This is a genomic window from Puniceibacterium sediminis (assembly GCF_900188035.1).
GTDB lineage: Bacteria > Pseudomonadota > Alphaproteobacteria > Rhodobacterales > Rhodobacteraceae > Puniceibacterium > Puniceibacterium sediminis.
Genome location: NZ_FZNN01000004.1, coordinates 20,863 through 45,363 on the forward strand (window position 1 = coordinate 20,863; position 24,501 = coordinate 45,363).

Here is a 24,501-nt window from a genome sequence, read left to right on the forward strand (position 1 = left end):
CGGAAAGCTGTGCGATAGACATATTGAGAACGGACTCAACAGTAAGGCGGCGCGGTTTTTGGTCGGGGAGCCGGGGCCGCGCGGCGCCTCTGGGGGCTGCGTTCGGCGAAATGCAGCCGTGGTCTATACATGACCCTTGTGGTGCACTAAACCCATGCAAAACGGAAATCCCGGAGTATACAGAGCAGATGGCCGACGACTTTGAACTTGATACCGACGATCTGAAACGTCGCATGGATGGCGCGATGGCGAACCTGCGGACGGAGTTTGCCAGTCTGCGGACCGGGCGGGCCTCTGCCTCGATGCTGGAGCCTGTGATGGTGGACGCCTACGGGTCGATGACACCGATCAACCAGGTGGGCACGGTGAACGTGCCCGAGAGCCGGATGGTCACGATCAACGTCTGGGACAAGGGGCTGGTCGGCAAGGTCGAAAAGGCCATCCGCAATTCCGGCCTTGGCATCAATCCGCAGTTGAACGGCACGATCATCATGCTGCCGATCCCCGAATTGAACGAAGAACGGCGTCGCGAGCTGACCAAGGTTGCCGCACAATATGCCGAAAGTGCGCGTGTGTCGGTGCGCAACCTGCGCCGCGACGGTATGGATCAGATCAAGAAGGCCAAAGCGGACAGTTCGCTGTCCGAGGACGACCAGAAGTTCTGGGAATCCGAAGTGCAGGATCTGACAGACAGCTACATTTCAAAGGTTGATGATCTGCTAGAGGTCAAACAGGCCGAGATCATGCAGGTCTGAGGCCGATCCGACCTGAAGGTCTGACCGAAAGGGGAGCCATGATGGCCAAACCGATCCGCGAGGGCAATGGTCCGCGCCACGTCGCTGTCATCATGGACGGCAACGGCCGCTGGGCGCGGCAGCGCGGGCGACCGCGTCTGTTCGGCCATCACGCGGGGGCCAAGCGTATCCGCGAACTGGTCGAGGCCTGCCCGGGATTCGGGGTCAAGTACCTGACGATCTTTGCCTTTTCGACCGAGAACTGGAAGCGTACCCAGAGCGAGGTTGCAGGCCTCATGAGCCTGTTTCGCCGCTATATTGCCAAGGAAACCAGAGCCCTGCGCGAAGAGAACGTGCGTGTGAGGTTCATCGGTGACCGGGAGCGGCTGGATGCCAAGCTGATCCGTCTGATGGACGAAATGGAAACCATGACCGAACATTGTGATGGGGTGAACCTGACGATCGCGCTGAACTATGGCGGCCGCGACGAGGTGGCGCGCGCCACCAAGCGACTGGCGCAGGATGTGGCTGCGGGCACACTTTGCCCCGACAGCGTGACGGTCGAGACATTGCCAAAGTACCTTGATACCTATGTTTTGCCCGATCCGGATCTGGTGATCCGCACCAGCGGCGAGGCGCGGATTTCAAATTTCCTTTTGTGGCAGTCGGCCTATGCGGAATACGAATTCGTCGACACGCTGTGGCCGGATTTCAGCGCCGAAGAATTCGGGCGGCTGACCAAGGCCTATGGCGAACGCGACCGCCGGTACGGAGCAGTCAAGGCATGAGCACATCACGTTGGGACGATCTGTTACCCCGCCTGATATCGGCGGTGATCATGGTGGCTGTCGGATTGCTGGCGATCTGGCAAGGCGGGCTGGTGTTTCATGCGCTGGTGGTTCTGGTCAGCGGCGTCATGGTCTGGGAACTGGTCTGCATGCTGGATTCCAAGCGCAGCAAATCGTCGCTTGTGCTGGGGGTCGTGGCGGGATCGGCGTTGATGCTGGCGATCGAGGTGCCGGTGTCATTTGCGCTGCCGCTGATCATGTTGCCGTCGATGGTCGGCCTTGGCCGGATGGAACGCGGCGGGGTCACCTATGCGGTCTATACTGCCGTGATCCTGCTGGCGGGCTATGGCCTGATGGCGCTGCGCGACGATTTTGGCCTGACCTGGATGGCCTGGCTGGTGGTGGTTGTCGTGGTGACGGATGTGGCCGGGTATTTCGCCGGGCGGATCATCGGCGGGCCAAAGTTCTGGCCGCGTGTCAGCCCGAAAAAGACATGGTCCGGCACGGCTGCGGGCTGGGTCGGGGCGGCGTTCGTCGGTCTGGCCTTTGCCGCCACAACCGGGGCCGGTGTGGGGCTGATGGGCATCAGCATTGCCGTCGCAATGGCAAGCCAGATCGGTGACATCGCCGAAAGCGCGATCAAGCGGCGCACCGGGGTCAAGGACAGCTCGAACCTTATTCCCGGGCACGGCGGGTTGCTGGACCGGTTTGACGGGATGCTGGGGGCTGCGCTGTTCATCGTGATCGCGGGGCAGCTTGTGGATCTGCCGACAGGAACGCCATGAAACGAGTTTCGATCTTTGGGGCCACCGGCTCCATCGGTCAGAATACGATTGATCTGATCGCACGGGCGCCTGACGACTATCATGTCGTCGCGCTGAGCGGTGGCAGGAACGTCGCGCAACTGGCTGAAGATGCAATAAAATTGCGCGCAGAGGTGGCGGTGACGGCCTACGCCGAATGCCTGCCGGATCTGCGCGCGGCGCTGGCCGGAACGGGCATCGAAGTGGCCGCTGGCGAGGCCGCGCTGACAGAGGCGGCGGCGCGCCCAGCCGACTGGGTGATGTCGGCGATTGTCGGTGCGGCGGGGCTCGCCCCCGGGTTGGTCGCCTTGCAGCAGGGCGCGGCACTGGCGCTGGCCAACAAGGAAAGCATGGTCTGCGCCGGCCCGCTGATCATGGAGACGGCGCGCGCCCATGGCGGTGCGGTATTGCCGGTGGATTCCGAACATTCGGCGGTGTTTCAGGCGCTGGTGGGCGAACGGATCGAGGATGTGGAACGCATCATCATCACCGCCAGCGGTGGTGCCTTTCGTGACTGGCCACTGGAGCAGTTGGCGCAGGCGACACCGGAACAGGCGGCGACGCATCCCAATTGGGACATGGGGCAGCGGATCACCATCGATTCCGCGTCGATGTTCAACAAGGCGTTGGAACTGATTGAAACCCATGAATTTTTCCAGATCGACCCCGCCAAGATCGAGGCCGTGGTGCATCCGGAATCGCTCATCCATGCGCTGGTGGGGTTCCGTGACGGCGCGTTGATGGCCCATGTCGGCCCCAACGACATGCGCCACGCCATCGGCTATGCGCTGCATTACCCCGAACGCCGCGCGCTGCCGGTGGAACGGCTTGATCTGGTGGCGATCGGCCAGCTGACATTCCGCGCCCCGGACGAGATACGCTGGCCTGCACTGCGGCTTGCGCGTGAGGTGATGGCGGCGGGCGGTCTGGCGGGGGCGGTGTTCAACGCCGCGAAAGAGCAGGCGCTGGATGCCTTCATCGACCGACGTATCGGGTTTTTGCAGATGGCGGAGGTGGTCGAGACGGTTCTGGACCGGCTTTCTGCCCATGCGGGTAACATGAATGCAGTGATTTCACTTGATAATGTGCGGCAGGCGGACCATCTGGCCAGAGTGACAGCCGACGACTACATGCGTAACGGATAAGGGCAGACGTTTTGGATATGACCACTTTGATCCCGCAGTTCGGGGGCGTTCTATGGACGCTTCTGGCCTTTGTTCTGGCCCTGTCGGTGATCGTCGCGATACATGAATACGGTCACTACATCGTCGGGCGCTGGTCCGGGATCGACGCGGATGTGTTTTCGCTGGGGTTCGGCCCGGTGCTGTTTTCGCGGGTCGACAAACGCGGCACACGCTGGCAGTTCGCGCTGCTGCCGCTTGGCGGATACGTCAAGTTCAAGGGCGACAGCAACGAATCCGGCGGCAAGGACGAGGTCGCCATGTCGACACTGTCCGAAGCAGAACGCCGCCGCACCATGAACGGCGCACCTTTGTGGGCGCGGACCGCAACGGTTGCTGCGGGGCCGGTGTTCAACTTTATCCTGTCGATCGTGGTCTTTACCGGCATCTTTCTGGTGCGCGGGGTGGTGTCGGAACCGCTGACCGTGGGGGATCTGCGCCCGCTTCCGGCGGCTCAGGAGTTGCAGGTCGGCGATGTCATTGTCGAAATCGAGGGGGTCGCACCGCCGACATTCGATGATCCGGTGGCGTTCAACTCCTTTCTCAACAATTTGCCGGTGCAGGAACAGCTGACCTATACCGTGGTGCGCGAGGGATCCGAACGCGACGTGAGCGGGCCTTATGTCTATCCGCCGCTGGCCGGTCAGGTCGTGCCACGGTCTGCTGCAAGCGATATAGGGATGCAGGCGGGGGACGTTATTCAAAGCATCAACGGCGCGCCGATCTTTGCCTTTGCAGAGCTGAAGGATGTGGTCGAAGGGTCAGACGGGGCACCGCTCGCGCTGGAGGTCTGGCGCGATGGCGAGGTTCTGGACATGACCCTGACCCCGCGCCGCACGGACGAACCGCAGCCCGACAACAGCTTTCGCACGGTCTACCGGATCGGCATCGCCGGGGGAATCTTCTTTGAACCGGCGACCACGACCCCGGGCGCGTGGGACGCAGTGACAGCCGCGGTGGGCCAGACCGGCACCATCATCAGCGGGTCGCTTTCGGGGCTATGGCATATGGTGACGGGCGCGATCAGCACCTGCAACCTGTCCGGGCCGATCGGCATCGCCGAAACATCCGGCGCGATGGCAAGTGCGGGCACGGCAAGCTTTATCTGGTTCATCGCGGTGCTCAGCACGGCGGTCGGCCTGCTGAACCTGTTCCCGGTGCCGGTGCTGGATGGCGGGCATTTGTGTTTCTTTGCCTACGAGGCCGTGCGGGGCCGTCCGCCAAGCGACCGCGCGCTTCGGGTGCTGATGTCCATTGGCCTGACGCTTGTTCTGGGCCTGATGGTGTTTTCGCTCTCCAACGATATTTTCTGCCCCTGAGGCCATTGCGGCTGAGGCAGAGGTATTGCGCCGCGCCCCGGAAAACGGGCGCGGCGTTTTCATTTGCGGCTGCGACACCGCCGTTCATTTGGGAGTGGGGAACGCGGCGCAACCCCGTTCCCGGGAGTGTTTTGGGGGTGGTCGCGTTGCCCGCCGGGCACCGGCGGCATAAAGCGCCTGATTTGGTGTCAGAGGCTTTTGACAACTTTAGACAATCCCGATACTCACATCGCAACCGGGATGTTTGGATGGATAGGCATAATGACCGATAAAACGGCAGCGTTCGAGCAGCGCAAAAACAGTGGGAAGACCCGCACCCGGCAGATGGCCGGTGCAATTTCTCTGGCCTTTGCAATGGGTTTCGCGTCTTTGCCGGAAACGCTGCAGGCCCAGTCCTACAGCTTTAGCAACGTCCAGATCGAGGGCAACCAGCGCATCGAGGCCGGTACGATCCTGAGCTATGCCGGAATCGCCCGTGGCGCGACCGTGTCGGCGGCAGAGCTGAACGATGCCTATCAGCGTATTCTTGCCTCTGGCCTCTTCGAGTCGGTCGAGATCGTGCCCGAGGGCAACCGGCTGGTGATCAAGGTGGTGGAATTTCCGACGATCAACGCGATTTCGTTCGAGGGCAACAGCCGGATCAAGGACGAAGACCTGAGTGCGCTGGTGCAGTCGCAGTCGCGCCGCGTATTCAACCCGCGCACAGCCGAAGCTGATGCCCGTCTGATCACCGAAGGATACACGCAGCAAGGCCGTCTGGCCGCGCGGGTGCAGCCCAAGATCATTCGCCGGTCCGACAATCGCGTCGATCTGGTTTTTGAAATTTTTGAGGGTGGCGTGACCGAGGTCGAGCGCGTCGCCTTTGTTGGCAATGATCAGTATTCCGACAGACGCCTGCGCCGTGTACTGGGGACCAAGCAGGCCGGTATCTTCCGGGCCATCATCTCGTCCGATACATTCATCGAGGACCGGGTGCAGTTCGACCGTCAGGTTCTGACGGATTTCTACACCTCGCGCGGCTATGTGGATTTCCGCATCACCGGGGTGAATGCAGAGATCAGCCAGGAACGCGACGGCTATTTCCTGTCCTTCAATGTTCAGGAAGGCCAGCAGTTCAAATTCGGCGCGGTCACTGTTTCGTCCGATCTTGCCGAGGTCGATGTGGATCTGTTCCAGGACGCGATCAGTCTGCGCCCGGGTCGCGTCTATTCGCCCGCAAAGGTTGATAGCGAAATCGCCCGGCTGGAACGGCTGGCGATCCGCGAGGGGCTGAATTTTGTCCGGGTGGAGCCGCGTGTGACCCGCGACGAACGTAATCTGGCACTGAATATCGAATTCCAGCTGACCCGTGGCCCGCGCATCTTTGTTGAACGCATCGATATCGAGGGCAACACAACGACACTGGACCGGGTGGTGCGCCGCCAGTTCAGGATCGTCGAGGGTGACCCCTTCAACCCGCGCGAAATCCGCGAGAGCGCCGAACGCATCCGGGCGCTGGGGTTCTTTGCAAACGCCGAAGTCGATGCGCGTGAAGGATCGTCACCGCAGCAGGTTGTTGTGGATGTGAACGTCGAAGAGCAGCCGACCGGATCAATCAGTTTCGGCGGTTCCTATTCGTCGTCCAGCGGCATTGGTCTGGCCATCGAATTCCGCGAGCGCAACTTTCTGGGGCGCGGGCAGGGCATCAACCTTGCCTTCAACACGGCGTCTTCGTCCAAGGCCTATAGTTTCGGGTTCCGCGAACCGGCCCTGCTGGGCCGTAATCTGGGCTTTGGCGTCGGGATATCCTACACCGAGACCGACAACGATAACGCCGACTACGACACGACCATCGGGCGGTTTTCGCCGTCGCTGTCCTTTCCCATTTCCGAGAATGGCGAGCTGACCGCGCGCTACAGCGCCAAGTATTCCGATATCAGCGAGACGGATACGGAGATCGGTGAACTGGTCGCTGCGGAAGCCGCCGAAGGCCCGCGTTGGGACAGTTCGCTGGGCTATACTCTGAGCTATGACACGCGGCGGACGGGCCTTGATCCGACGGCGGGTGTGCTGCTGGAGTTCGGTCAGGACTTTGGCGGGCTTGGGGGTGATACAACCTTTGTCCGCACGAACCTGCGCGCTGTGGCGCAAAAGATGGTGCTGAGCGAAGAGGTCACCCTGCGTGCGAGCTTCGAGGCCGGGTCAGTGAACTATTCCAAGGGCGGCAGCCGGGTGACGGACCGCTTCTTCATGGGGTCTTCGGTGATGCGCGGGTTTGAGGCCGGCGGCATCGGCCCACGCGAACGGGATTCCGGTAATGATATCGACGATGCGCTTGGCGGGAACCTGTTTGCCGTGGCGCGGTTCGAGGCCGAATTCCCACTGGGCTTGCCGGATGAATACGGCATATCGGGTGGTGCGTTTTATGACATCGGATCGCTGTGGGATCTGGACCAGACCAACGCCAACGTGATCTATGATGACTTTGCGGCCCGTCAGGTCGTGGGGGTGTCGCTGTTCTGGAACACGGCGATCGGGCCGCTGCGATTCAACTTTTCCCAGGCGTTGGTCAAGGAAAAGTATGACATCCCGCAGGAATTCGAGCTGACGATCTCGACCGAGTTCTGATGCCCCCGCTGGCGTTCTGCGCGCGCTTTGCCTTGGTGCTGTCGCTGCTGGCCCTGCCAGTGGCGGCCATGGCGCAAGGCCGTCCGATCAACACGCCGCTGGTGATCGGAGAGGCGGCGAGCCCGATCCTGACGCTGGAATCCGACAGGCTTTTTGCCGAGAGCGCTTTTGGCCGACGCATCCAGACCGAGCTTGAGGCCGCACGTAACGCGCTGGTGGCCGAGAACCAACGGATCACCGCCGAACTGACCGAAGAAGAACAAAATCTGACCGACAGGCGGGGCGGCATGGACCCGGCGGCGTTCCGGGTGCTGGCGGATGCCTTTGACGAAAAGGTGCAGCGGTTCCGCGACGAACAGGATGAAAAGGCGCGCACGCTTGACAGCCGCAACGAAGAGGCGCGCCGGGTGTTTATCCTGGCCGCGCGCCCCGAGATTTCCGCGCTTCTGCGGGAAACTGGTGCGGCATTGATCGTCGAGCGGCGTATCGTGATCGTCAGCGCCGATGCGGTGGATATCACCGACATGGCGGTTGAGCGGATCGACGCGGCCATCGGCGACGGTGCCGGGCTTCTGGAGCTGGAGCCCTGAACAGGTCGGCCATTTGACACGCTTGCCCCCGGGGCGCGGGATTGCTAGGCACTGGAAGCCGGGCAGCCAAAAGCAAAGGAAACCGCATGACCGACACGCTTCAGAGTGCCGATATCCAGATGATCCAGCGGCTTTTGCCGCATCGCTATCCTTTCCTGCTGGTGGACCGGGTGATCGAGATTGACGGAACGTCCTCGTCCCTGGGGATCAAGAATGTCTCGATGAACGAGCCGCATTTTCAGGGCCATTTTCCGGGCCTGCCGATCATGCCGGGCGTCACGATCATCGAGGCGATGGCGCAGACCTCAGCCGTGATGGTTGGCGTCGCGCTAGATCTGGCTGACAAGAATATGCTGATCTATTTCATGTCCATCGACAACTGCAAGTTCCGCCGCAAGGTTGTGCCGGGCGACCAGCTGCGGATGCGGCTGACGACCCTGCGCGGCAAGCCCGGCGGCAAGGTCTGGAAGTTCAAGGGCGTGGCCGAGGTTGATGGTGAGCTGGCCTGCGAGGCCGAATTCACCGCCATGATGGATCTGCCGAAATGAGCGGTATTCACCCCAGCGCCGTGATCGAGGACGGGGCCGTTATTGGCATCGGCTGTACCATCGGCCCGTTCTGCCACATCGGGCCAGAAGTGCGTCTGGGCGCCGGGGTGACGCTGAAAAGCCATGTGGTTGTGACGGGTGACACTGTCGTCGGTGACGATTGCACGATATATTCCTTTGCCGTCATCGGCGAGGTGCCGCAGGATCTGAAGTTTCAGGGTGAAAAGACCCGGCTGGTGATCGGTGCGCGCAACCGCATCCGGGAACACGTCACGATGCATGCGGGGACTGCTGCGGGTGGTGGCCTGACCAAGGTTGGCGACGATGGCCTGTTCATGGCGGGTTGCCATGTGGCCCATGACGTGATGATCGGCGACCGGGTCATTCTGGTGAATTCGGTCGCTCTGGCCGGGCATTGCATCATCGAGGATGACGTGATTGTCGGCGGGTTGTCGGGTGTACACCAGTGGGTGCGCATCGGGCGGGGCGCGATCATCGGCGCGGTCACCATGGTGACGAACGACGTGATTCCCTTTGGCCTTGTGCAGGGGCCGCGTGGCGTGCTGGATGGGCTGAACCTTGTCGGGTTGAAACGCAGGGGCGTGTCGCGCGCCGATATCACCGCGCTGCGGGCGGCGTTCCAGATGCTGGCACAGGGCGAAGGATCGTTTCAGGAACGCGCACAGCGGCTGGGCGACGAAACCCAGAGCGACTATGTCCGCGAGATCGTGAGCTTTATCCTCGCCGATACCGACCGGCATTTCCTGACGCCGGGCTGAGCGGTTGCTAGCTCTGATCGCAGGGAGCGGGGCCTTGCCGGCCGCAGTGGCCGGGGCGCAGGATGTGCTGCCGCTGGTCTGTGCGCTGGATGGTCATGCGCCGGACGGGCTGGCGGTGGATATCCCCTTTCGGCTTGAAACCCTTGGCAGTCTGCTGGCCGATCTGCGCCGACGCGGTGTCAGACAGGTCTGTCTGTGCGGATCGATCCGTCGGCCTGAGATTGATCCGGCGTTGATCGACAAGTTGACCATGCCCCTGATCCCGGTCCTGCACGAGGCGCTGAGCGCGGGCGACGATGGTGCCTTGCGCGCGGTTATTACCCTGTTCGAATCCGCAGGTTTTAGCGTGCTGGCCGCGCATGAGGCAGCGCCCGATCTGCTGATGTCGGTTGGTGTGCCAACGGCGCAAAAACCGCCTGCGGGGACCGAAACAGATGCATTGGCGGGCGAGGCGGCCCTGCTGGACATGGGGCGGGCGGATCTGGGACAGGCCTGTGTGGTTGTGGCGGGGCAGGTCGTCGCGCGCGAGGATGACGCCGGCACCGACGCGATGCTGGCGCGGCTGGAGCGCACGCCCGGCCAAGGTCAAAGACTGGGCGTCCTGTTCAAGGGCCCGAAGCCCGGACAGGACCGGCGCGCCGATCTGCCGACCATCGGCCCCGGCACCGTTCGGGCCGTGGCGGGTGCGGGGCTGGCGGGAATCGTGATTGAGGCCGAGAGTGTGATTGTCCTGGATCGGCAACAGTTGCTGGCCGATCTGGACCGGGCCGGGCTGTTCCTGTGGTCGCGAAAGGCGGGTGGCTGATGCGTGTCTTTGTGATTGCCGGAGAGCCGTCGGGTGACAAGCTGGGTGCGGCGCTGATGCAGGGGCTGCGCGCTGTGGGTCCTGCGGAGCTGAGTTTTCGCGGGATCGGCGGACCACGGATGATTGAAGAGGGGCTTGATAGCCTGTTCGACATGGACGAAATCTCGGTCATGGGGATATCGGAAATTCTGTCGCAGTACCGTGCGCTGAAACGACGGATCCGCGAAACGGCCGAGACCGTATTGAGGGAAAAGCCGGACGTTCTGGTGACGATCGACCTGCCCGAATTTTCCCTGCGGGTGGCCAAGCTGGTCAAGGCATCAAGCGACATTCGCGTCGTGCATTACGTCGCCCCCACGGTCTGGGCGTGGCGTCCGGGCCGCGCGGCCAAGATGGCGGCGCATGTGGATCAGGTGCTGGCGCTTTTCCCGTTTGAGCCGCCCTATATGGAAGCGGCGGGGATGCGTTGTGATTTTGTCGGGCATCCGGTGGTGACAGACCCGCAGGCGGGCCCGGAGGATGTGGCACAGTTCCGCGCGGCGCATGGATTGGGCGACGCGCCGATGATGCTGGTGCTGCCGGGGTCGCGCCGCTCAGAGGTTACGCGGCTGGCACCGGTGTTCGGCGAGGTCGTCCGCATTATGGCCGCAGAACGGCCCGATCTGCGCTTTGTGCTGCCTGCCGCCGGGCCGGTTGCCGGACTTGTTCAGGAATTGGTGGCCGACTGGCCGGGGGCGCCCATCGTTCTGGACCCACGCGATACGCAGGGCGATGCCGCACTGATCAAACGCAGCGCCTTTGCGGCGGCCGATCTGGCGCTGGCGGCGTCGGGGACCGTGTCGCTGGAACTGGCCGCAGCGGGTACGCCGATGGTGATTGCCTATGACATGAACTGGATCAGCCGCCAGATCATCGGTCGGCTGCTGAAGGTCGACACCGTGACGCTGGTCAATCTGGTGTCGCAGACCCGCGCGGTGCCGGAATTCATCGGCAAGGACTGCCTGCCGGGGCCGATTGCGCAGGCGCTTTTGAAAGTGTTGGACGCCCCGCAGGATCAGGCGCGCGCGATGGCGCTGACGATGGACCGGCTTGGTCTGGGCGGCGAGGCGCCGGGTATTCGCGCGGCGCGGGCCGTTCTGGACGGCATGAACGGATCGTAAAGGCCGGGGCGTGATACCGCCCCGGCCGAATTCAGCGCTTACTGCTGAAGCGACGAAATCTGGTCATAGGCGGCGGTGAAGCCGTTCAGCGACATGGTCACTGTGACCTTCTGATCGGGTGCAAGTGCCGGCACGATGGTGATCTTGCCTTCGGCGCCGGCCTTGAATGCGGCGACCTCGGCAGCGGTGAACCCGACGCGGGCATAGCAGCCAACCTGTGTGCAGAACGAGAAATCATAACGCTTGGCCGGACCGGTATCGACCGCGATGGTCAGCTTCTGCGTCAGCAGGGTTTCCAGCGGCGCAACAAAGGTGGCGCCGGCCACAACCTGACCGCCACCGGCGACCTTGAACAGGCTGACTTCGGCCACGTTGGACCCCTGAGCGTCCTTGAGCAGCTGGTACATCTGGCAGGGCTCTTCGCCTGTTTCGACCCTTAGGCACTGGACGTCCCAGGCACCGGATGTGGTTTTGGTGTAGGTTTTGTCGTTCTGTGCCGGATTGGTTGCGCCATCGGCGGGTTCGCCGGTATCCAGCACATTTTCCGCCGGCATTTGTACGGCTTCTGGTACATCTGCGGTTGCCACTGGCGCGGCTGTTTCTGGTGTGGCTGTCTCAGTGGCGGCTGCCTCTGGGGTGGCTGTGTCCTGCGCCCATGTCATGGGCGCGGCCATGATGGCGAGCGTGGAAAGAAGAAGAATGGATCGTGTCATAAGATAAGCCCCTTGAGCCCGGTCAGTATCAAGTCAGGCGGTTACCATGATCAAAGCGCAGTGTCAGGGGCAATCTGTACCGCTGTGCGGGAGGAGTGGCAAAAACCTGCGCGCAGATGGCAGGCGACAAAAAAGGAAAGGGACCATACGGCCCCTTTCCCAATCGTCTCTCCCTGTCGGACCGGCCGACTATTTTATGATCCGAAAGCTACGAGAACTCTCCCAATCGGTCAACAGGGTATTTGGGCCATATGGTATTGGTCTACCTGACTTTTATTCTCACGGCGCTGCCATTTGCGAGAGTGTTTTTTAGGTTACTCGCCCTATGGGTGAATTGAGTGGACGTAGGCCCGGAATGGGGGGGATGCCCGGCAACCCGCTGCGCAAGGTCGATCCACATAAAAAAGCCGCGCCTGTTGGCGCGGCCAGTCTAACAGGGAGGAAGTCCGCCCGATACCGAAGAGGACATGTGGTATCGAACCATTTCACTCTGACAGGAAATAGTTAAAAGAGTATGTTTGCGTGTCACTATGCAATACGGAAGGGGATCCAGTGGATGGATGATGGGATTTTTGTCGGGGGCGGCGGTGCGGCCTACACCGAAAAACAATGGCTGAGCCTGAAGTACGCCAACCGCCATGGGCTGATCGCCGGGGCGACGGGCACGGGCAAAACGGTGACCCTGCAGATCCTGGCCGAGGAGTTTTCGGCGGCTGGCGTGCCGGTCTTTCTGTCGGATGTGAAGGGCGACCTTTCGGGGCTTGCTGCTGCCGGATCGCAAACCGTCAAGCTACACACGCCATTCACCGAACGGGCCGAAAAGATCGGGTTCAAGGACTATGCCTACAGCGCGTTCCCGGTGACGTTTTGGGATCTGTTCGGGGTGCAGGGGCATCCGGTACGGACCACGGTTGCCGAGATGGGGCCGCTGCTGATTTCGCGTCTGCTGGACCTGTCCGAGGCACAGGAAGGCATCCTGAACATCGCATTCCGGCTGGCCGATGAAGACGGTCTGGCGCTGCTTGATCTGAAGGACCTTCAGGCGCTGCTGGTCTGGGTCGGGGAGAGCCGCGAGGAGCTGTCGCTGCGGTATGGCAATATCTCGGTTCAGTCGGTGGGCGCGATCCAGCGTCGGCTGCTGGTGCTTGAGAACCAGGGCGCGGCGCAGCTGTTCGGGGAACCGGCGCTGGAACTGGCGGACCTGATGCGCATCGGCGCGGACGGGCGCGGGCAGATCAACATTCTGGCGGCCGATACGCTGATGGATTCGCCCCGGTTATATGCGACATTCCTGCTGTGGCTGCTGTCGGAATTGTTTGAGGAATTACCGGAGGTTGGCGATCCGGACAAGCCGAAGCTGGTGTTCTTTTTCGACGAGGCGCATCTGTTGTTTGACGATGCCCCCAAGGCGCTGGTGGACAAGGTCGAGCAGGTGGCGCGGCTGATCCGCTCCAAGGGGGTTGGCGTGTATTTCGTGACGCAAAACCCCGATGACATCCCCGAGGATATCCTGGGTCAGTTGGGCAACCGGGTGCAGCACGCGCTGCGGGCGTTTACGGCGCGGGATCGCAAGGCGCTGCGGATGGCGTCAGAGACATATCGCGAGAACCCGGCCTTCGATACTGAGGCCGCCATTCGCGAGGTTGGCGTGGGCGAGGCCGTGACATCCATGCTTGAGAAAAAGGGCGTGCCGGGGGTGGTGCAGCGGACGCTGATCCGGCCGCCGTCATCGCAGCTGGGACCATTGGATGCGACGATGCGGGAGGCGTTGATAACTGCCTCCGATCTGGGGGGCAAATATACGACCACGGTGGACCGGGTATCGGCCTATGAGATGCTGAAGGAGCGGGCGGCAAAGGCAGCGCTAGAGGCTGAAAAAGCTGAGGCGCAGCAGGAGGATATGGAGGTGGCCGAGCGCGAATACAGCGCCGGGCGGCGCTATTCCGGCACGCGTGTGGGGCGGTCGACGTCGCAGCCGACACGGAGGGCGCGGAGCAGGAAGGCCAAGGATGAGGGCTTTGGCGAGGCGATGGGCCGTATGGTGATGAAGGAGCTGAGCGGCACCACGGGACGGCGGATCGTGCGCGGGATTCTGGGCAGTTTGTTCAAGGCACGTTGAGGAATCCGGGTGTGGAAGGGGGGCTGACGGCCCCCCGGTCCGAGATTAGTTTCGGGCCGGTGAAACGGGTAAAAAGTGGCTGATTGCGGCGTATGGCAAGCGTATGGTTTTGGTATGGAAACCGTATGGCTGGGCGTATGGCTGGTTTCGGGCGTGTTCAGCCCTTGCGGTTCACCAACCCGCGCGCAGGGTCATAGCCCCAGAGCGCCAGCGCCATGAAGACCACCGTGGCGAGCAGGGTCCAGAGCAGCGCCCAGCCGTTGAACTGACCATAGAGCGCGAAGCGGATCAGTTCGACCGCGTGGGTAAAGGGGTTCACCGCGCAGATGTCGCGCAGGGTGGAGCTGCTTTCGGCCATCTTCCACAGCGGGTAGAGCGCCGAGCTGAGGAAGAACATCGGGAAGATGACGAAGTTCATCACTCCGGCAAAATTCTCAAGCTGCTTGATGAAGCTTGAGAGCGCGAGGCCGAGGGTGCCCAGCATCAACCCCGAGATCAGCAGCGCGGGCAGGGCGGCGAGGTAGCCGAGCGGGTCCATCTGGATGCCGAACAGCCCGGCGATGATCAGGAAGGTGTAGACCTGAAGCACCGAGATCATCGTGGAGCCGAGCAGTTTGCAGAACAGCAGCCAGCCGCGCGGCAGGGGCGCGGTCAGCAGCAGGCGCATGGAGCCGGTTTCGCGGTCGTAGACCAGACTGAGCGAACTTTGCATGCCGTTGAACAGCAGGATCATGCCGCAGAGGCCGGGGACGATGTATGTCTCGTACGTGATGTAGGTCTGGTAGGGCGGGATGATCGACAGGCCCAGTGCGGCGCGAAAGCCGGCGGCGAAGACCAGCAGCCAGACCAGTGGACGCACGAGGGCGGCGACAAAGCGTTCGCGCTGATGCACGAAACGCAGGGCTTCGCGCAGGACGATGGCGCGCAGGGCGGTGAGATAGGCGGTCATGCCGGGATGCCTGTGGTGGTGAGGAAGTAATCCTTGAGCGGCAGATCCCCACGCAGATCGGCGCAGAGCCCCTGATCCAGAATGCGGCCCTGATGCAGGACGATAAGCTGGTCGGTATCGAACACCTCATCCGTGAGATGCGTGGCCCAGAGGACGGTCAGGTTTTCTTCGGCGCAGAGGCGGTGGACGTGATCGGTGATCGACTGGCGCGCGGCGGCATCAAGGCCGACGGTTGCCTCGTCCAGCAGCAGCACCGAGGGGTCGTGGATCAGAGCGCGGGCGATTTCGGTGCGTCGGCGGTGGCCACCGTTGAGGTTGCGGGCCTTTTCACCGGCGCGGTCGAGGATTTGCAGCCGGTCAAGCGCGCGGTCGATGCGGGTGCGGGCGTTGCGCCCGGAAAGCCCGTGCAGCGCGGCAAAGTAGCTGAGGTTCTGGCGGATGGTGAGATCAAGATCGAGCGTCTGGGACTGAAACACCACGCCCATCTTTTCCAGCGCCTGCCTTGGCGATTTCGCCATGTCGAAACCGGCAATGCGGATGGTGCCATCGCGGGTGGTGAACAGCCGGGTGAGCAGGGAAAACAGCGTGGATTTGCCGGCGCCATTTGGGCCAAGCAGGGCGGCGAACTGCCCCGGAGCGACGTCGAACGAGACATCGTCAAGCGCCTGTTTGGTGCCGTAGCTGTAGCTGACCGATGTGACCGAGAGGCCTGAATTACTTACGCTGTCCAATCTGCCCCCCCGGCCGTTGTGTCCGAGCATAGAGGGGGGGCGCGGTTTGGCAAACCTGAAAACCAAGGGTCGGGTTGCGACTTTCGGAGCGTTAGGTGTGCTGACCGCCGTTGATCGGGATTTCGGTGCCGGTCACGTAGGACGACAGCGGGCTGGCGAGGAAATAGACCACCTCGGCCACTTCTTCGGGGCGGCCAAGGCGTTTCATCGGCACCTGGCTTTCGACGAGTTCATCGGTGCCCGGCGACAGGATTGAGGTCTGGATTTCGCCCGGGGCCACGGTGTTCACGCGCACGCCGGAATTGCCCAGCTCATGCGCCAGTTCGCGGGTGAAGGCCGAAAGGCCGGCCTTGGATATCGCATAGGCGGCACCGGCAAAGGGATGCACACGGACTGCGGCGATGGAGGAGATGTTGACCACGGACCCGCCGGCCTGCTTCAGCGGTTCCAGCAGTTCCTGACACAGGATGAAGGGGGCCACGAGGTTGACGTGCTGCACATCGAGGAAGGTGGCGACGGGGGTCTGGATCGCGCTCATCCGCTTGCCGCCCGGGCATTTGGGTGAAATCCCGGCGTTGTTGACCAGCGCGTTCAACCCGCGCCCGTTCAGCAGCTTTTTCAGATCGGTGGCGGCGGTCAGAACTGACTGGGTGTCGGCCAGATCGACCTTGAGATGCTGCACGATGCCGTCGGCCCATGGACAGATTTCGGAAAACGGGGTCCGGGCGAGGGTGATCACATCCCAGCCCTGTTTGTAGAAGTGCCGCACGATGGCATGGCCGATGCCACGGCTGGCGCCGGTGACGGCGACGACTGGTTTGGGATCGGTTCCGGATTGCAGCGTCATGGGGTGGTCTCCTGTCCGGGCGGGATGCCCCGCGGGGTTCGGGGGGCGTAGGCCATTGGTCTAATATATCCGATGTGCCAGACTGCATAGGCTGCAACCAGAGATAAAGGACGACACCCATGAAAATGAGCGATTCCCGCGAAATAAAGGCACCCCCTGAGGTCGTTTGGGCGGCAATTCTGGACCCGGAGGTGCTCAAGGCCTGTGTGCCGGGCTGCACCGATATGGCCGGAAATGCCGATGACGGATTCGAGGCGTCGGTGACCCAGAAGGTCGGACCGGTAAAGGCGACCTTCAAGGGCGTGGTGACGATTTCCGACAGGGACGAACCCAACAGCCTGAAGCTGTCGGGCGAGGGCAAGGGCGGGGCTGCCGGTTTTGCCAAGGGCGGCGCGGATGTGCGGATGGAGCCGAGCGAGAATGGCACCCTGCTGAGCTATGACGTCGAGGCCAGTGTTGGCGGCAAGCTGGCGCAGCTGGGCAGCCGGATCATCGACGGCTTTGCCAAGAACATGGCCGACAAGTTCTTTCAGAACTTTCAGGAGGCTGTTGAGGGTCCTGCCGACCCCGATGCCGCGCCGGAAGCGGAAGACGGAAAGAAAAAGGGCTGGTTCAAGCGCATGGTGTCCTGAGGACAGCGAAATGCGTGTCCGGAGGGCACGGATTGGCGTGTTCTGAGGGGATTTGGCGGGGCTGACGGACCTGCGGCGTTTGAGCCGGGCAACAACGAATATCGAGAAATCCGAGGGAGGGATTCATGACCAAGGTAGCGATGACGGTGAACGGCAAGTCCGTAAGCCGCGAGGTTGAGGGGCGCACCCTGTTGGTGCAGTTTCTGCGGGATGATCTGCGCCTGACGGGCACGCATGTGGGCTGTGACACCAGCCAGTGCGGAGCCTGCGTGGTGCATGTGAACGGCGAGGCGGTCAAATCCTGCACGATGTTCGCAGCCGAGGCCGAGGGTGCCTCGGTCACGACCATCGAGGCGATGGCGAACGAGGACGGATCGCTGAACACCGTGCAGCAGGCGTTTCAGGATTATCACGGGCTTCAGTGCGGGTTCTGCACGCCGGGTATGGTGATGTCGGCGACGGCGCTGCTCAAGGACAACCCCAAGCCGACCGAGCAGGAGATCCGTGAGTATCTGGAGGGCAATATCTGCCGCTGCACCGGGTATCACAACATCATCAAGGCGATCATGGCGGCAAGTGGCCAGGAGATCCCGGCGATCGCGGCGGAGTGAGTTGAACCCGGGGTGCGCAATGAATGCGCGCCCTACGGAGCGTTTGTAGGGTGCGTATTCATGCGCACCGTCCTGAGGGAGGAAAACACAATGCCAAAAGATTCGGTAGCCGGTACCGGCATCGGCGCCAGCACGAAGCGGCGCGAAGACGTCCGTTTCCTGACCGGCAACGGCAATTACACTGACGACATCAACATCCACGGCCAGGCCTATGTGCATTTCCTGCGCTCGGACGTGGCGCATGGTCGGATCATCAGCATCGACACTTCGGCCGCTGCGGCGATGCCCGGTGTGGTCAAGGTGTTCACCGGCAAGGATTTTGAGGGCGTCGGCAGCATTCCCTGCGGCTGGCAGGTCACTGACCGCCACGGCGAGGTGATGAAAGAGCCGGCCCACCCGGTGCTGGCACAGGGCAAGGTACGCCACGTGGGCGATCCGATTGCTGCCGTTGTGGCGGATTCGCTGGCAGAGGCGCGTGATGCCGCCGAGGCGATCGTCTTTGACATCGAGGAACTGCCCGCCGCCGTCAACATGAAGGCCGCGCTGGAGCCCGGCGCACCCAAGGTGCATGACGATCTGTCCGACAACCTTTGCTATGACTGGGGTTTTGTCGAAGAGAACAAGGGTGCCGTGGACGAGGCGATCAGGAACGCCGCGCATGTCACGACCCTTGAACTGGTGAACAACCGTCTGGTTGCCAACCCGATGGAGCCGCGCGTGGCCGTCGGCGACTGGAACAAGTCCAGCGACGACTACACGCTTTATACAACGTCGCAGAACCCGCATGTGATCCGGCTGCTGATGGGCGCATTCGTGCTGGGCATCCCCGAGCACAAGCTGCGCGTCGTGGCACCCGATGTGGGTGGCGGTTTCGGTACCAAGATTTTCCACTATGCCGAAGAAGCCTTTTGCACCTTTGCCGCCAAGGCCTGCAAGCGCCCCGTCAAGTGGACCTCGACCCGGTCAGAGGCGTTCATGTCGGACGCCCATGGGCGTGACCATGTGACCAAGATCGAACTGGCGCTGGACAAGGACAACAACTTTACCGCCATCCGCACGGAAACCTATGCCAACATGGGGGCGTACCTTAGTACCTTTGCGCCGTCGGTTCCCACATGGCTGCATGGCACGCTGATGGCCGGCAACTACAAGACGCCGAACATCTATGTGAACGTGAAGGCGGTGTTCACCAACACCGTGCCGGTCGATGCCTATCGTGGGGCCGGGCGCCCCGAGGCGACCTATCAGCTGGAGCGTGTCATCGACATGGCCGCCCGAGAGCTGGGCGTCGATCCGATTGCCCTGCGGCGTCAGAACTTCATCACCGAATTCCCCTATGCGACTCCGGTTGCGGTGGAATACGACACCGGTGATTATCCGGCGACCATGGACAAGCTGGAAGAGATTGCCGATCTGGCCGGGTTCGCCGCACGTCGCGCCGAGTCTGTCGCAAAGGGCAAGCTGCGCGGGTTGGGCGTGAACTGCTATATCGAGGCTTGCGGGATTGCGCCGAGCAACCTTGTCGGGCAGTTGGGCGCACGGGCGGGTCTGTATGAATCCGCGACTGTGCGGGTGAATGCGACCGGGTCCATCAGCGTGATGACCGGCAGCCACAGCCACGGGCAGGGCCATGAAACCGCGTTCCCGCAGGTTGTCGCGGAAATGCTGGGCATTGATGCCAGCATGATCGACATCGTCCACGGCGATACCGGACGTGGCCCGATGGGCATGGGCACCTATGGCTCGCGCTCGCTTGCCGTTGGTGGGTCGGCCATGGTGCGTGCCACCGAGAAGATCATCAACAAGGCCAAGAAGATCGCGGCCCACCTGATGGAAGCCTCTGACAGCGATATCGAGTTGAAGGACGGCAAGTTCACCGTCGCGGGTACGGACAAGTCCGTGGCCTGGGGGGATGTGACGCTGGCCGCCTATGTGCCGCACAACTATCCGCTGGAGGATATCGAGCCGGGTCTGGAGGAGACGGCGTTCTATGACCCAAGCAACTTTACCTACCCGTCGGGCGCCTATTGCTGCGAGGTCGAGCTTGACCCCGAAACCGGCAAGGTGACGATCGAACGCTTCTCGGCTGCGGATGATTTCGGCAATATCGTCAATCCGATGATCGTGTCGGGGCAGGTGCATGGCGGGATCGCGCAGGGGGTTGGTCAGGCGCTGCTGGAAAACTGTGCCTATGACGAAAACGGTCAGCTGCTGAGCGCGTCCTACATGGATTATGCGATGCCGCGTGCCACTGATGTGCCGTTCTACACGGTGGATCATTCCTGTCAGACGCCCTGCACGCACAACCCGCTGGGCGTAAAGGGCTGCGGCGAGGCCGGTGCGATCGGCTCGCCCCCGGCGGTGATCAACGCGGTGATCGATGCGCTGAATTCCGGTGGTCACAAGGTGGCGCATATGGACATGCCGGCCTCGCCGTCGCGTGTCTGGGCCGCGATGCAGGGCTGATTTGAAAGGGGGGATTTCGGGGGCGCTGCCCCCGGACCCCGGGCATATTTTTGGGCAGATGAAGACCAGAGGTCTGATCTGTTCTGGAGGACAGAGACATGTATGCATTTGACATAGAACGACCGACATCCCTGACGGATGCCGTGACAGCACTGGGGCGCGAAGAGGCGCAGGCGCTGGGCGGCGGTCAGACGCTGATCCCCGCGCTGAAGCAGCGGCTTGCGGCGCCGTCGGTGTTGGTGAGCCTTGCGGGCATTGCTGAGATGAAGGGGATCTGCATGAACGATGCGGGCCTTTTGTGCATCGGTGGCGGCACCACGCACGGGACCGTCGCAAAGGGGGCCGTGGCGCATTACCCGGGGCTGGCCGATCTGGCGGCGCATATCGGTGATCCGGCGGTGCGCAACCGCGGGACCATTGGCGGATCGCTTGCCAACAACGACCCGTCGGCCTGCTATCCGGCGGCGGCGCTGGCGTCGGGCGTGACCATCGTCACCAATACGCGGTCCATTGCGGCGGATGATTTCTTTGAGGGGATGTTCACCACCGCGCTGGAAGAGGGCGAGATCATCACCGAGGTGAAGTTCCCGATCCCCGAGGCATCCTGCTACATCAAGTTCGAGCAGCCGGCGTCACGCTTTGCGCTGGTCGGCGTCTTTGTGGCCAAGTTCGCCGAAGGGGTGAGGGTTGCGGTGACGGGGGCGTCCAACAACGGCGTGTTCCGCTGGACTGCGGCAGAGACGGCGCTGTCCGCGAACTTTTCGGTCGGGGCGCTGGACGGGTTGTCCGTGCCTGCGCAGGACATGATTGCGGATCTGCACGGAACGGCGGCTTATCGGGCGCATCTGGTGGCGGTGATGGCCAAGCGCGCGGTCGCCGCAGCCAAGTGATCTGAGCGTGGCATTGCGAACGCCCCCGGCCCTGACGCGGGCCGGGGGCGCTTTGCGTTTGGGCATGTGCCTTGCGGTGGGATGGTGATGTTGAGAGGATGCGGCGTCTGCGGGGGGAGGTGCCCGGAGACGGCGATTAGACCAACGGGAGGTATGGGATGCAGATCAGTCAGGACACGGTGGCGGTTGTCACCGGGGGGGCTTCGGGGCTTGGCGCGGCGACGGCGCAGGCATTGGCGCAGGCCGGGGCGCAGGTCACGTTGCTGGATCTGGACGCGGAACGCGGGGCCGCCCAGGCAGAGGCGATTGGCGGGCGGTTCTTGCAGGTCGATGTCGTTGATCCGGCGTCGGTTGCCGCTGCATTGGATACCGTCTGGCAGACCCACGGCGCGTTGCATATCGCGGTGAACTGTGCCGGGATCGCGCCGGCGGCCAAGACCGTGTCGCGGGGCGTGGCGCATGATCCGGCGCTGTTTTCCAAGGTGATCGCGATCAACCTGATCGGCAGCTTCAACGTCGCATCGCAGGCTGCCGCCCATATGGCGCGCAACGCGCCGCAGGGCCGGGACGGTGAGCGCGGCGTGATCCTGTCCACTGCCAGCATCGCGGCCTATGAGGCGCAGGTGGGGCAGATCGCCTATGGTGCGTCCAAGGGGGGCGTGGTCGGAATGACCCTGCCCATGGCGCGCGATCTGGCACCACTTGGCATCCGCGTCTGCGCCATCGCGCCGGGGCTGTTCAAGACGCCCATGGTCGCGGGATTGCCCGAAGACGTGCAGGAATCGCTGGGCAAGCAGGTGCCGTATCCGCCCCGGCTGGGCGATCCTGCGGAGTTTGCGGCGCTGGTACGTCACATCGTCGAAAACCCGATGCTGAACGGCGAAGTGATCCGCCTTGACGGTGCCATAAGGCTGGCGCCGCGCTGAGGATTCAGGGATCCGAAGGCGGCGCACCCGCGCGGGCGCAGTTTATCCATTCATTGCGTCACACGGCATTGGCCGCTAGGAAAAGCATCAGCGTAGGATCGCATGACGCCGACAGGACAGCGCCGGGAGACAGTGTCAAATGATCTGGTTTGAAGCCCATATCGCGGTCGTTATTTCCGTGGCGCTGACCCTGTTCTCGGCTGTTATTGTGTTGCAGCAGCGCCGAACGCCGCAGTCGACAGTGGCCTGGCTATCTTTCTTTCTGCTGGCGCCTTATCTGGCGCTGCCGTTGTTTCTGGCGCTTGGGTTCCGCAAGAGCAGGTCGACATTTACCGCTGTGCGCTTTCACCCGGTCAAGGAAGCCCCTGTTCCGGTCAACGAGATGGACAGCCTGTTTGCGCATTACGGTATACCGCCTTCGTCGGAGGGGAATGCGGTGCATTTTATCGCGGACGGGGCAGAGTGCTGGGACGAAACCCTGCGCATCGTGCGGACTGCGACCCAGACGCTGGATATCACCTTTTACCTTGTGGCCAATGACGGCGTGGGGCGGAGTTTTGTCGAGGCGCTGACAGAACGGGTGCGGGCCGGTGTGCGGGTCCGGCTGATCATCGACCGGCTGGGGGGATTTGTGCGGCCGGGCAGGGCGCTGCGGGAATTCAGGCAGGCCGGGGGGCTGCTGCATGATTTTTCGCCGCTGATCCAGATGCCGGCCAAGGGGCATCTGAACCTGCGCAACCATCGCAAGATGATTATTGCGGACGGCGCGCGGGTTCTTTCGGGGGGGCGCAACATTGGTGCCGAATACCTTGGGCCCGGGCCGGGTGACCACCGCTGGATCGATCTGTCCTATGCGCTGGCAGGGCCTGTGGTGCAGAGCTTTGTCGATGTGTTTGAATCCGACTGGGCGGCGACCGGCCGGGACGACACGAAAACCGAGGTCTGCATTGCCCACCATGGCGCGGCGCAGGTTCAGCTGGTGCCGTCGGGGCCGGACATGGTTGACGATCCGATGCACGACGGTCTGGTGCGGGCGATCCATGCGTCCCAAGATCGTGTCTGGGTGGTCACGCCCTATTTCCTGCCGACCGACCATCTGTGGCATGCACTGATGATCGCGGCGCGGCGGGGCGTGGATGTGCGCATTCTGGTGCCGGAAAAGAGCAACCAGTACACTGCGGACTTTGCCCGGGGAGCCTATCTGCGCGGGCTTGAGACCGCGGGCTGCCGGATCCTGCGGTTTCAGGCGGGCATGAACCACGCCAAGGCCTGGGTCATCGACGATACAGCGGCGGTCGGGTCGGCCAATTTCGATGTGCGCAGCATGCTGTTGAATTTTGAGATGATGCTCTTTCTGTATGATGACAAAAGTGTCGGGCAGATGGCGGACTGGGTCTGTCGCTTTGTGCCGGAATGCCAGACCGGTGCCCCCAGCGCGGGGCTGGTGCGCAGGCTGGTCGAAGGGGTGTTTCGTCTGGGGGCGCCGATCCTGTGATGACTGAGGAAACGGCAGATTTTCGTATTGCGAGTTACAACATCCGCAAGGCGCTGGGCACGGACCGGCGGCGTGATCCCGACAGGGTGATGGCGGTGATTGCCGCGCTGAAGGCCGATATCGTCATCGTGCAAGAGGCCGATCTGCGTCTGGGCGCGCGCAAGGCGGCCCTGCCCGGTGAGCTGATCGAGGCGCACACCGGTCTGGTGCCCGTGCCGCTGGCGCGCAGTCACGTCAGTCTGGGTTGGCACGGGATTGCGGTGCTGACGCGGCCCAGTATTTCGATCACGGATATCCTGACAATGGATCTGCCCGGGCTTGAGCCGCGCGGCGCGGTGATTGTCGATCTGGCCCTGTCGGCGGGGCCGTTGCGGGTGGTCGGCACGCATCTGGGGCTATTGCGGCGGTCACGGCGGGCGCAGGTTCTGCATATCCGCGAAAGGCTGGCCGAGTTGCCGCCCTGTCCGACGATCCTGGCTGGCGATCTGAACGAATTCTCGACCTCGGTCGGATTGGGGCGGCTGGTGCCCACATTTCAGATCCACACGCCGGGGCGGACGTTTCATGCCCGCAGGCCGTTTGCCGCGCTGGACCGGTTCGCCACCAACGATCTGGTGCAGTTGATCGATACCGGGGTGATGCACGACGCGATGACGGCGCTTGCGTCCGATCATCTGCCGATCTGGGCGCAGGGGATGCTTTTGCCGCGCACAGACGACTAAACCGGCAGGGGCGATTCTATCGCGGTGGCGGTCTGATCGTGTCCAAAATGCGATATTTTAACGTTTGAACGGTGGCAAAGCCCGTT

23 protein-coding genes are annotated in these 24,501 nt (G+C 62.7%); 19 read left to right on the forward strand and 4 right to left on the reverse strand.

Annotated features, from left to right (window positions below; all coding sequences use genetic code 11):
* Positions 1-188 precede the first annotated feature (188 nt).
* The 11 genes from frr to lpxB all read left to right on the forward strand — a co-directional run bounded on the left by frr (position 189) and on the right by lpxB (position 11,314).
* On the forward strand, positions 189-755 hold the full coding sequence (frr, locus tag CHB75_RS05785) for a ribosome recycling factor (RefSeq protein ID WP_089269596.1): 567 nt from the start codon (positions 189-191) through the stop codon (positions 753-755).
* Positions 756-796: 41 nt separating this feature from the next.
* A complete protein-coding gene (locus CHB75_RS05790; protein WP_089269815.1) occupies positions 797-1,522 on the forward strand; it encodes an undecaprenyl pyrophosphate synthase in 726 nt (241 codons plus the stop codon).
* Entirely contained in the window at positions 1,519-2,307 is a 789-nt protein-coding gene (locus tag CHB75_RS05795; RefSeq protein ID WP_089269597.1) for a phosphatidate cytidylyltransferase, read from the forward strand. Before CHB75_RS05790 ends, CHB75_RS05795 begins: the two co-directional genes overlap by 4 nt.
* Positions 2,304-3,470 (forward strand): 1-deoxy-D-xylulose-5-phosphate reductoisomerase, encoded by a 1,167-nt coding sequence (dxr, locus tag CHB75_RS05800; RefSeq protein WP_089269598.1) that lies wholly within the window; start codon positions 2,304-2,306, stop codon positions 3,468-3,470. Before CHB75_RS05795 ends, dxr begins: the two co-directional genes overlap by 4 nt.
* A gap of 11 nt (positions 3,471-3,481) precedes the next feature.
* Positions 3,482-4,825 (forward strand): RIP metalloprotease RseP, encoded by a 1,344-nt coding sequence (gene rseP / locus CHB75_RS05805; protein ID WP_089269599.1) that lies wholly within the window; start codon positions 3,482-3,484, stop codon positions 4,823-4,825.
* A gap of 261 nt (positions 4,826-5,086) precedes the next feature.
* Positions 5,087-7,432, forward strand: a complete 2,346-nt coding sequence (gene bamA / locus CHB75_RS05810; protein WP_425439488.1) for an outer membrane protein assembly factor BamA — start codon at positions 5,087-5,089, stop codon at positions 7,430-7,432.
* Positions 7,432-8,022 (forward strand): OmpH/Skp family outer membrane protein, encoded by a 591-nt coding sequence (locus tag CHB75_RS05815; RefSeq protein ID WP_089269600.1) that lies wholly within the window; start codon positions 7,432-7,434, stop codon positions 8,020-8,022. The genes bamA and CHB75_RS05815 overlap by 1 nt, the downstream gene beginning before the upstream one ends.
* A gap of 86 nt (positions 8,023-8,108) precedes the next feature.
* Positions 8,109-8,570 carry a 3-hydroxyacyl-ACP dehydratase FabZ gene (gene fabZ / locus CHB75_RS05820; RefSeq protein ID WP_089269601.1) on the forward strand — a complete coding sequence of 154 codons (462 nt, stop codon included), beginning with the start codon at positions 8,109-8,111 and terminating at the stop codon, positions 8,568-8,570.
* A complete protein-coding gene (lpxA, locus tag CHB75_RS05825) occupies positions 8,567-9,349 on the forward strand; it encodes an acyl-ACP--UDP-N-acetylglucosamine O-acyltransferase (protein ID WP_089269602.1) in 783 nt (260 codons plus the stop codon). Before fabZ ends, lpxA begins: the two co-directional genes overlap by 4 nt.
* A 4-nt stretch (positions 9,350-9,353) precedes the next feature.
* On the forward strand, positions 9,354-10,154 hold the full coding sequence (locus CHB75_RS05830; protein WP_089269603.1) for an LpxI family protein: 801 nt from the start codon (positions 9,354-9,356) through the stop codon (positions 10,152-10,154).
* Positions 10,154-11,314 carry a lipid-A-disaccharide synthase gene (lpxB, locus tag CHB75_RS05835; RefSeq protein WP_089269604.1) on the forward strand — a complete coding sequence of 387 codons (1,161 nt, stop codon included), beginning with the start codon at positions 10,154-10,156 and terminating at the stop codon, positions 11,312-11,314. The genes CHB75_RS05830 and lpxB overlap by 1 nt, the downstream gene beginning before the upstream one ends.
* A 38-nt stretch (positions 11,315-11,352) precedes the next feature.
* On the opposite strand, the gene CHB75_RS05840 is transcribed toward lpxB, so the two are convergent.
* The gene (locus CHB75_RS05840) at positions 11,353-12,027 is read right to left on the reverse strand and encodes an invasion associated locus B family protein (RefSeq protein ID WP_089269605.1); all 675 of its coding nucleotides are present in this window, start codon (positions 12,025-12,027) and stop codon (positions 11,353-11,355) included.
* 556 nt (positions 12,028-12,583) lie between these two features.
* Between CHB75_RS05840 and CHB75_RS05845 the strand changes: the two genes are divergently transcribed.
* Positions 12,584-14,146: a helicase HerA-like domain-containing protein gene (locus CHB75_RS05845; RefSeq protein ID WP_089269606.1), complete on the forward strand. Its 1,563-nt coding sequence runs from the start codon at positions 12,584-12,586 to the stop codon at positions 14,144-14,146.
* Positions 14,147-14,303: 157 nt separating this feature from the next.
* Here CHB75_RS05845 and CHB75_RS05850 read toward each other — a convergent pair whose 3' ends face one another.
* The 3 genes from CHB75_RS05850 to CHB75_RS05860 all read right to left on the reverse strand — a co-directional run bounded on the left by CHB75_RS05850 (position 14,304) and on the right by CHB75_RS05860 (position 16,673).
* Complete coding sequence (locus CHB75_RS05850) at positions 14,304-15,095, reverse strand: ABC transporter permease (protein WP_089269607.1); 792 nt, start codon at positions 15,093-15,095, stop codon at positions 14,304-14,306.
* Positions 15,092-15,826: an ABC transporter ATP-binding protein gene (locus CHB75_RS05855; RefSeq protein ID WP_245840739.1), complete on the reverse strand. Its 735-nt coding sequence runs from the start codon at positions 15,824-15,826 to the stop codon at positions 15,092-15,094. Before CHB75_RS05855 ends, CHB75_RS05850 begins: the two co-directional genes overlap by 4 nt.
* A 91-nt stretch (positions 15,827-15,917) precedes the next feature.
* Entirely contained in the window at positions 15,918-16,673 is a 756-nt protein-coding gene (locus tag CHB75_RS05860; protein WP_089269609.1) for an SDR family NAD(P)-dependent oxidoreductase, read from the reverse strand.
* Between the two features lie 119 nt (positions 16,674-16,792).
* Here CHB75_RS05860 and CHB75_RS05865 point away from each other — a divergent pair, with 119 nt between their 5' ends.
* The 7 genes from CHB75_RS05865 to CHB75_RS05895 all read left to right on the forward strand — a co-directional run bounded on the left by CHB75_RS05865 (position 16,793) and on the right by CHB75_RS05895 (position 24,415).
* Positions 16,793-17,305, forward strand: a complete 513-nt coding sequence (locus CHB75_RS05865) for an SRPBCC family protein (protein ID WP_089269610.1) — start codon at positions 16,793-16,795, stop codon at positions 17,303-17,305.
* Positions 17,306-17,430: 125 nt separating this feature from the next.
* Positions 17,431-17,916 (forward strand): (2Fe-2S)-binding protein, encoded by a 486-nt coding sequence (locus CHB75_RS05870; RefSeq protein ID WP_089269611.1) that lies wholly within the window; start codon positions 17,431-17,433, stop codon positions 17,914-17,916.
* A 90-nt stretch (positions 17,917-18,006) separates the two neighbouring features.
* Positions 18,007-20,382, forward strand: a complete 2,376-nt coding sequence (locus CHB75_RS05875) for a xanthine dehydrogenase family protein molybdopterin-binding subunit (RefSeq protein WP_089269612.1) — start codon at positions 18,007-18,009, stop codon at positions 20,380-20,382.
* 98 nt (positions 20,383-20,480) lie between these two features.
* Positions 20,481-21,272 (forward strand): FAD binding domain-containing protein, encoded by a 792-nt coding sequence (locus tag CHB75_RS05880; RefSeq protein ID WP_089269613.1) that lies wholly within the window; start codon positions 20,481-20,483, stop codon positions 21,270-21,272.
* A 158-nt stretch (positions 21,273-21,430) separates the two neighbouring features.
* The gene (locus CHB75_RS05885) at positions 21,431-22,198 is read left to right on the forward strand and encodes an SDR family NAD(P)-dependent oxidoreductase (RefSeq protein WP_089269614.1); all 768 of its coding nucleotides are present in this window, start codon (positions 21,431-21,433) and stop codon (positions 22,196-22,198) included.
* A gap of 139 nt (positions 22,199-22,337) precedes the next feature.
* Entirely contained in the window at positions 22,338-23,693 is a 1,356-nt protein-coding gene (locus CHB75_RS05890; protein WP_089269615.1) for a phospholipase D-like domain-containing protein, read from the forward strand.
* A complete protein-coding gene (locus CHB75_RS05895) occupies positions 23,693-24,415 on the forward strand; it encodes an endonuclease/exonuclease/phosphatase family protein (protein ID WP_089269616.1) in 723 nt (240 codons plus the stop codon). Before CHB75_RS05890 ends, CHB75_RS05895 begins: the two co-directional genes overlap by 1 nt.
* Positions 24,416-24,501 lie beyond the last annotated feature (86 nt).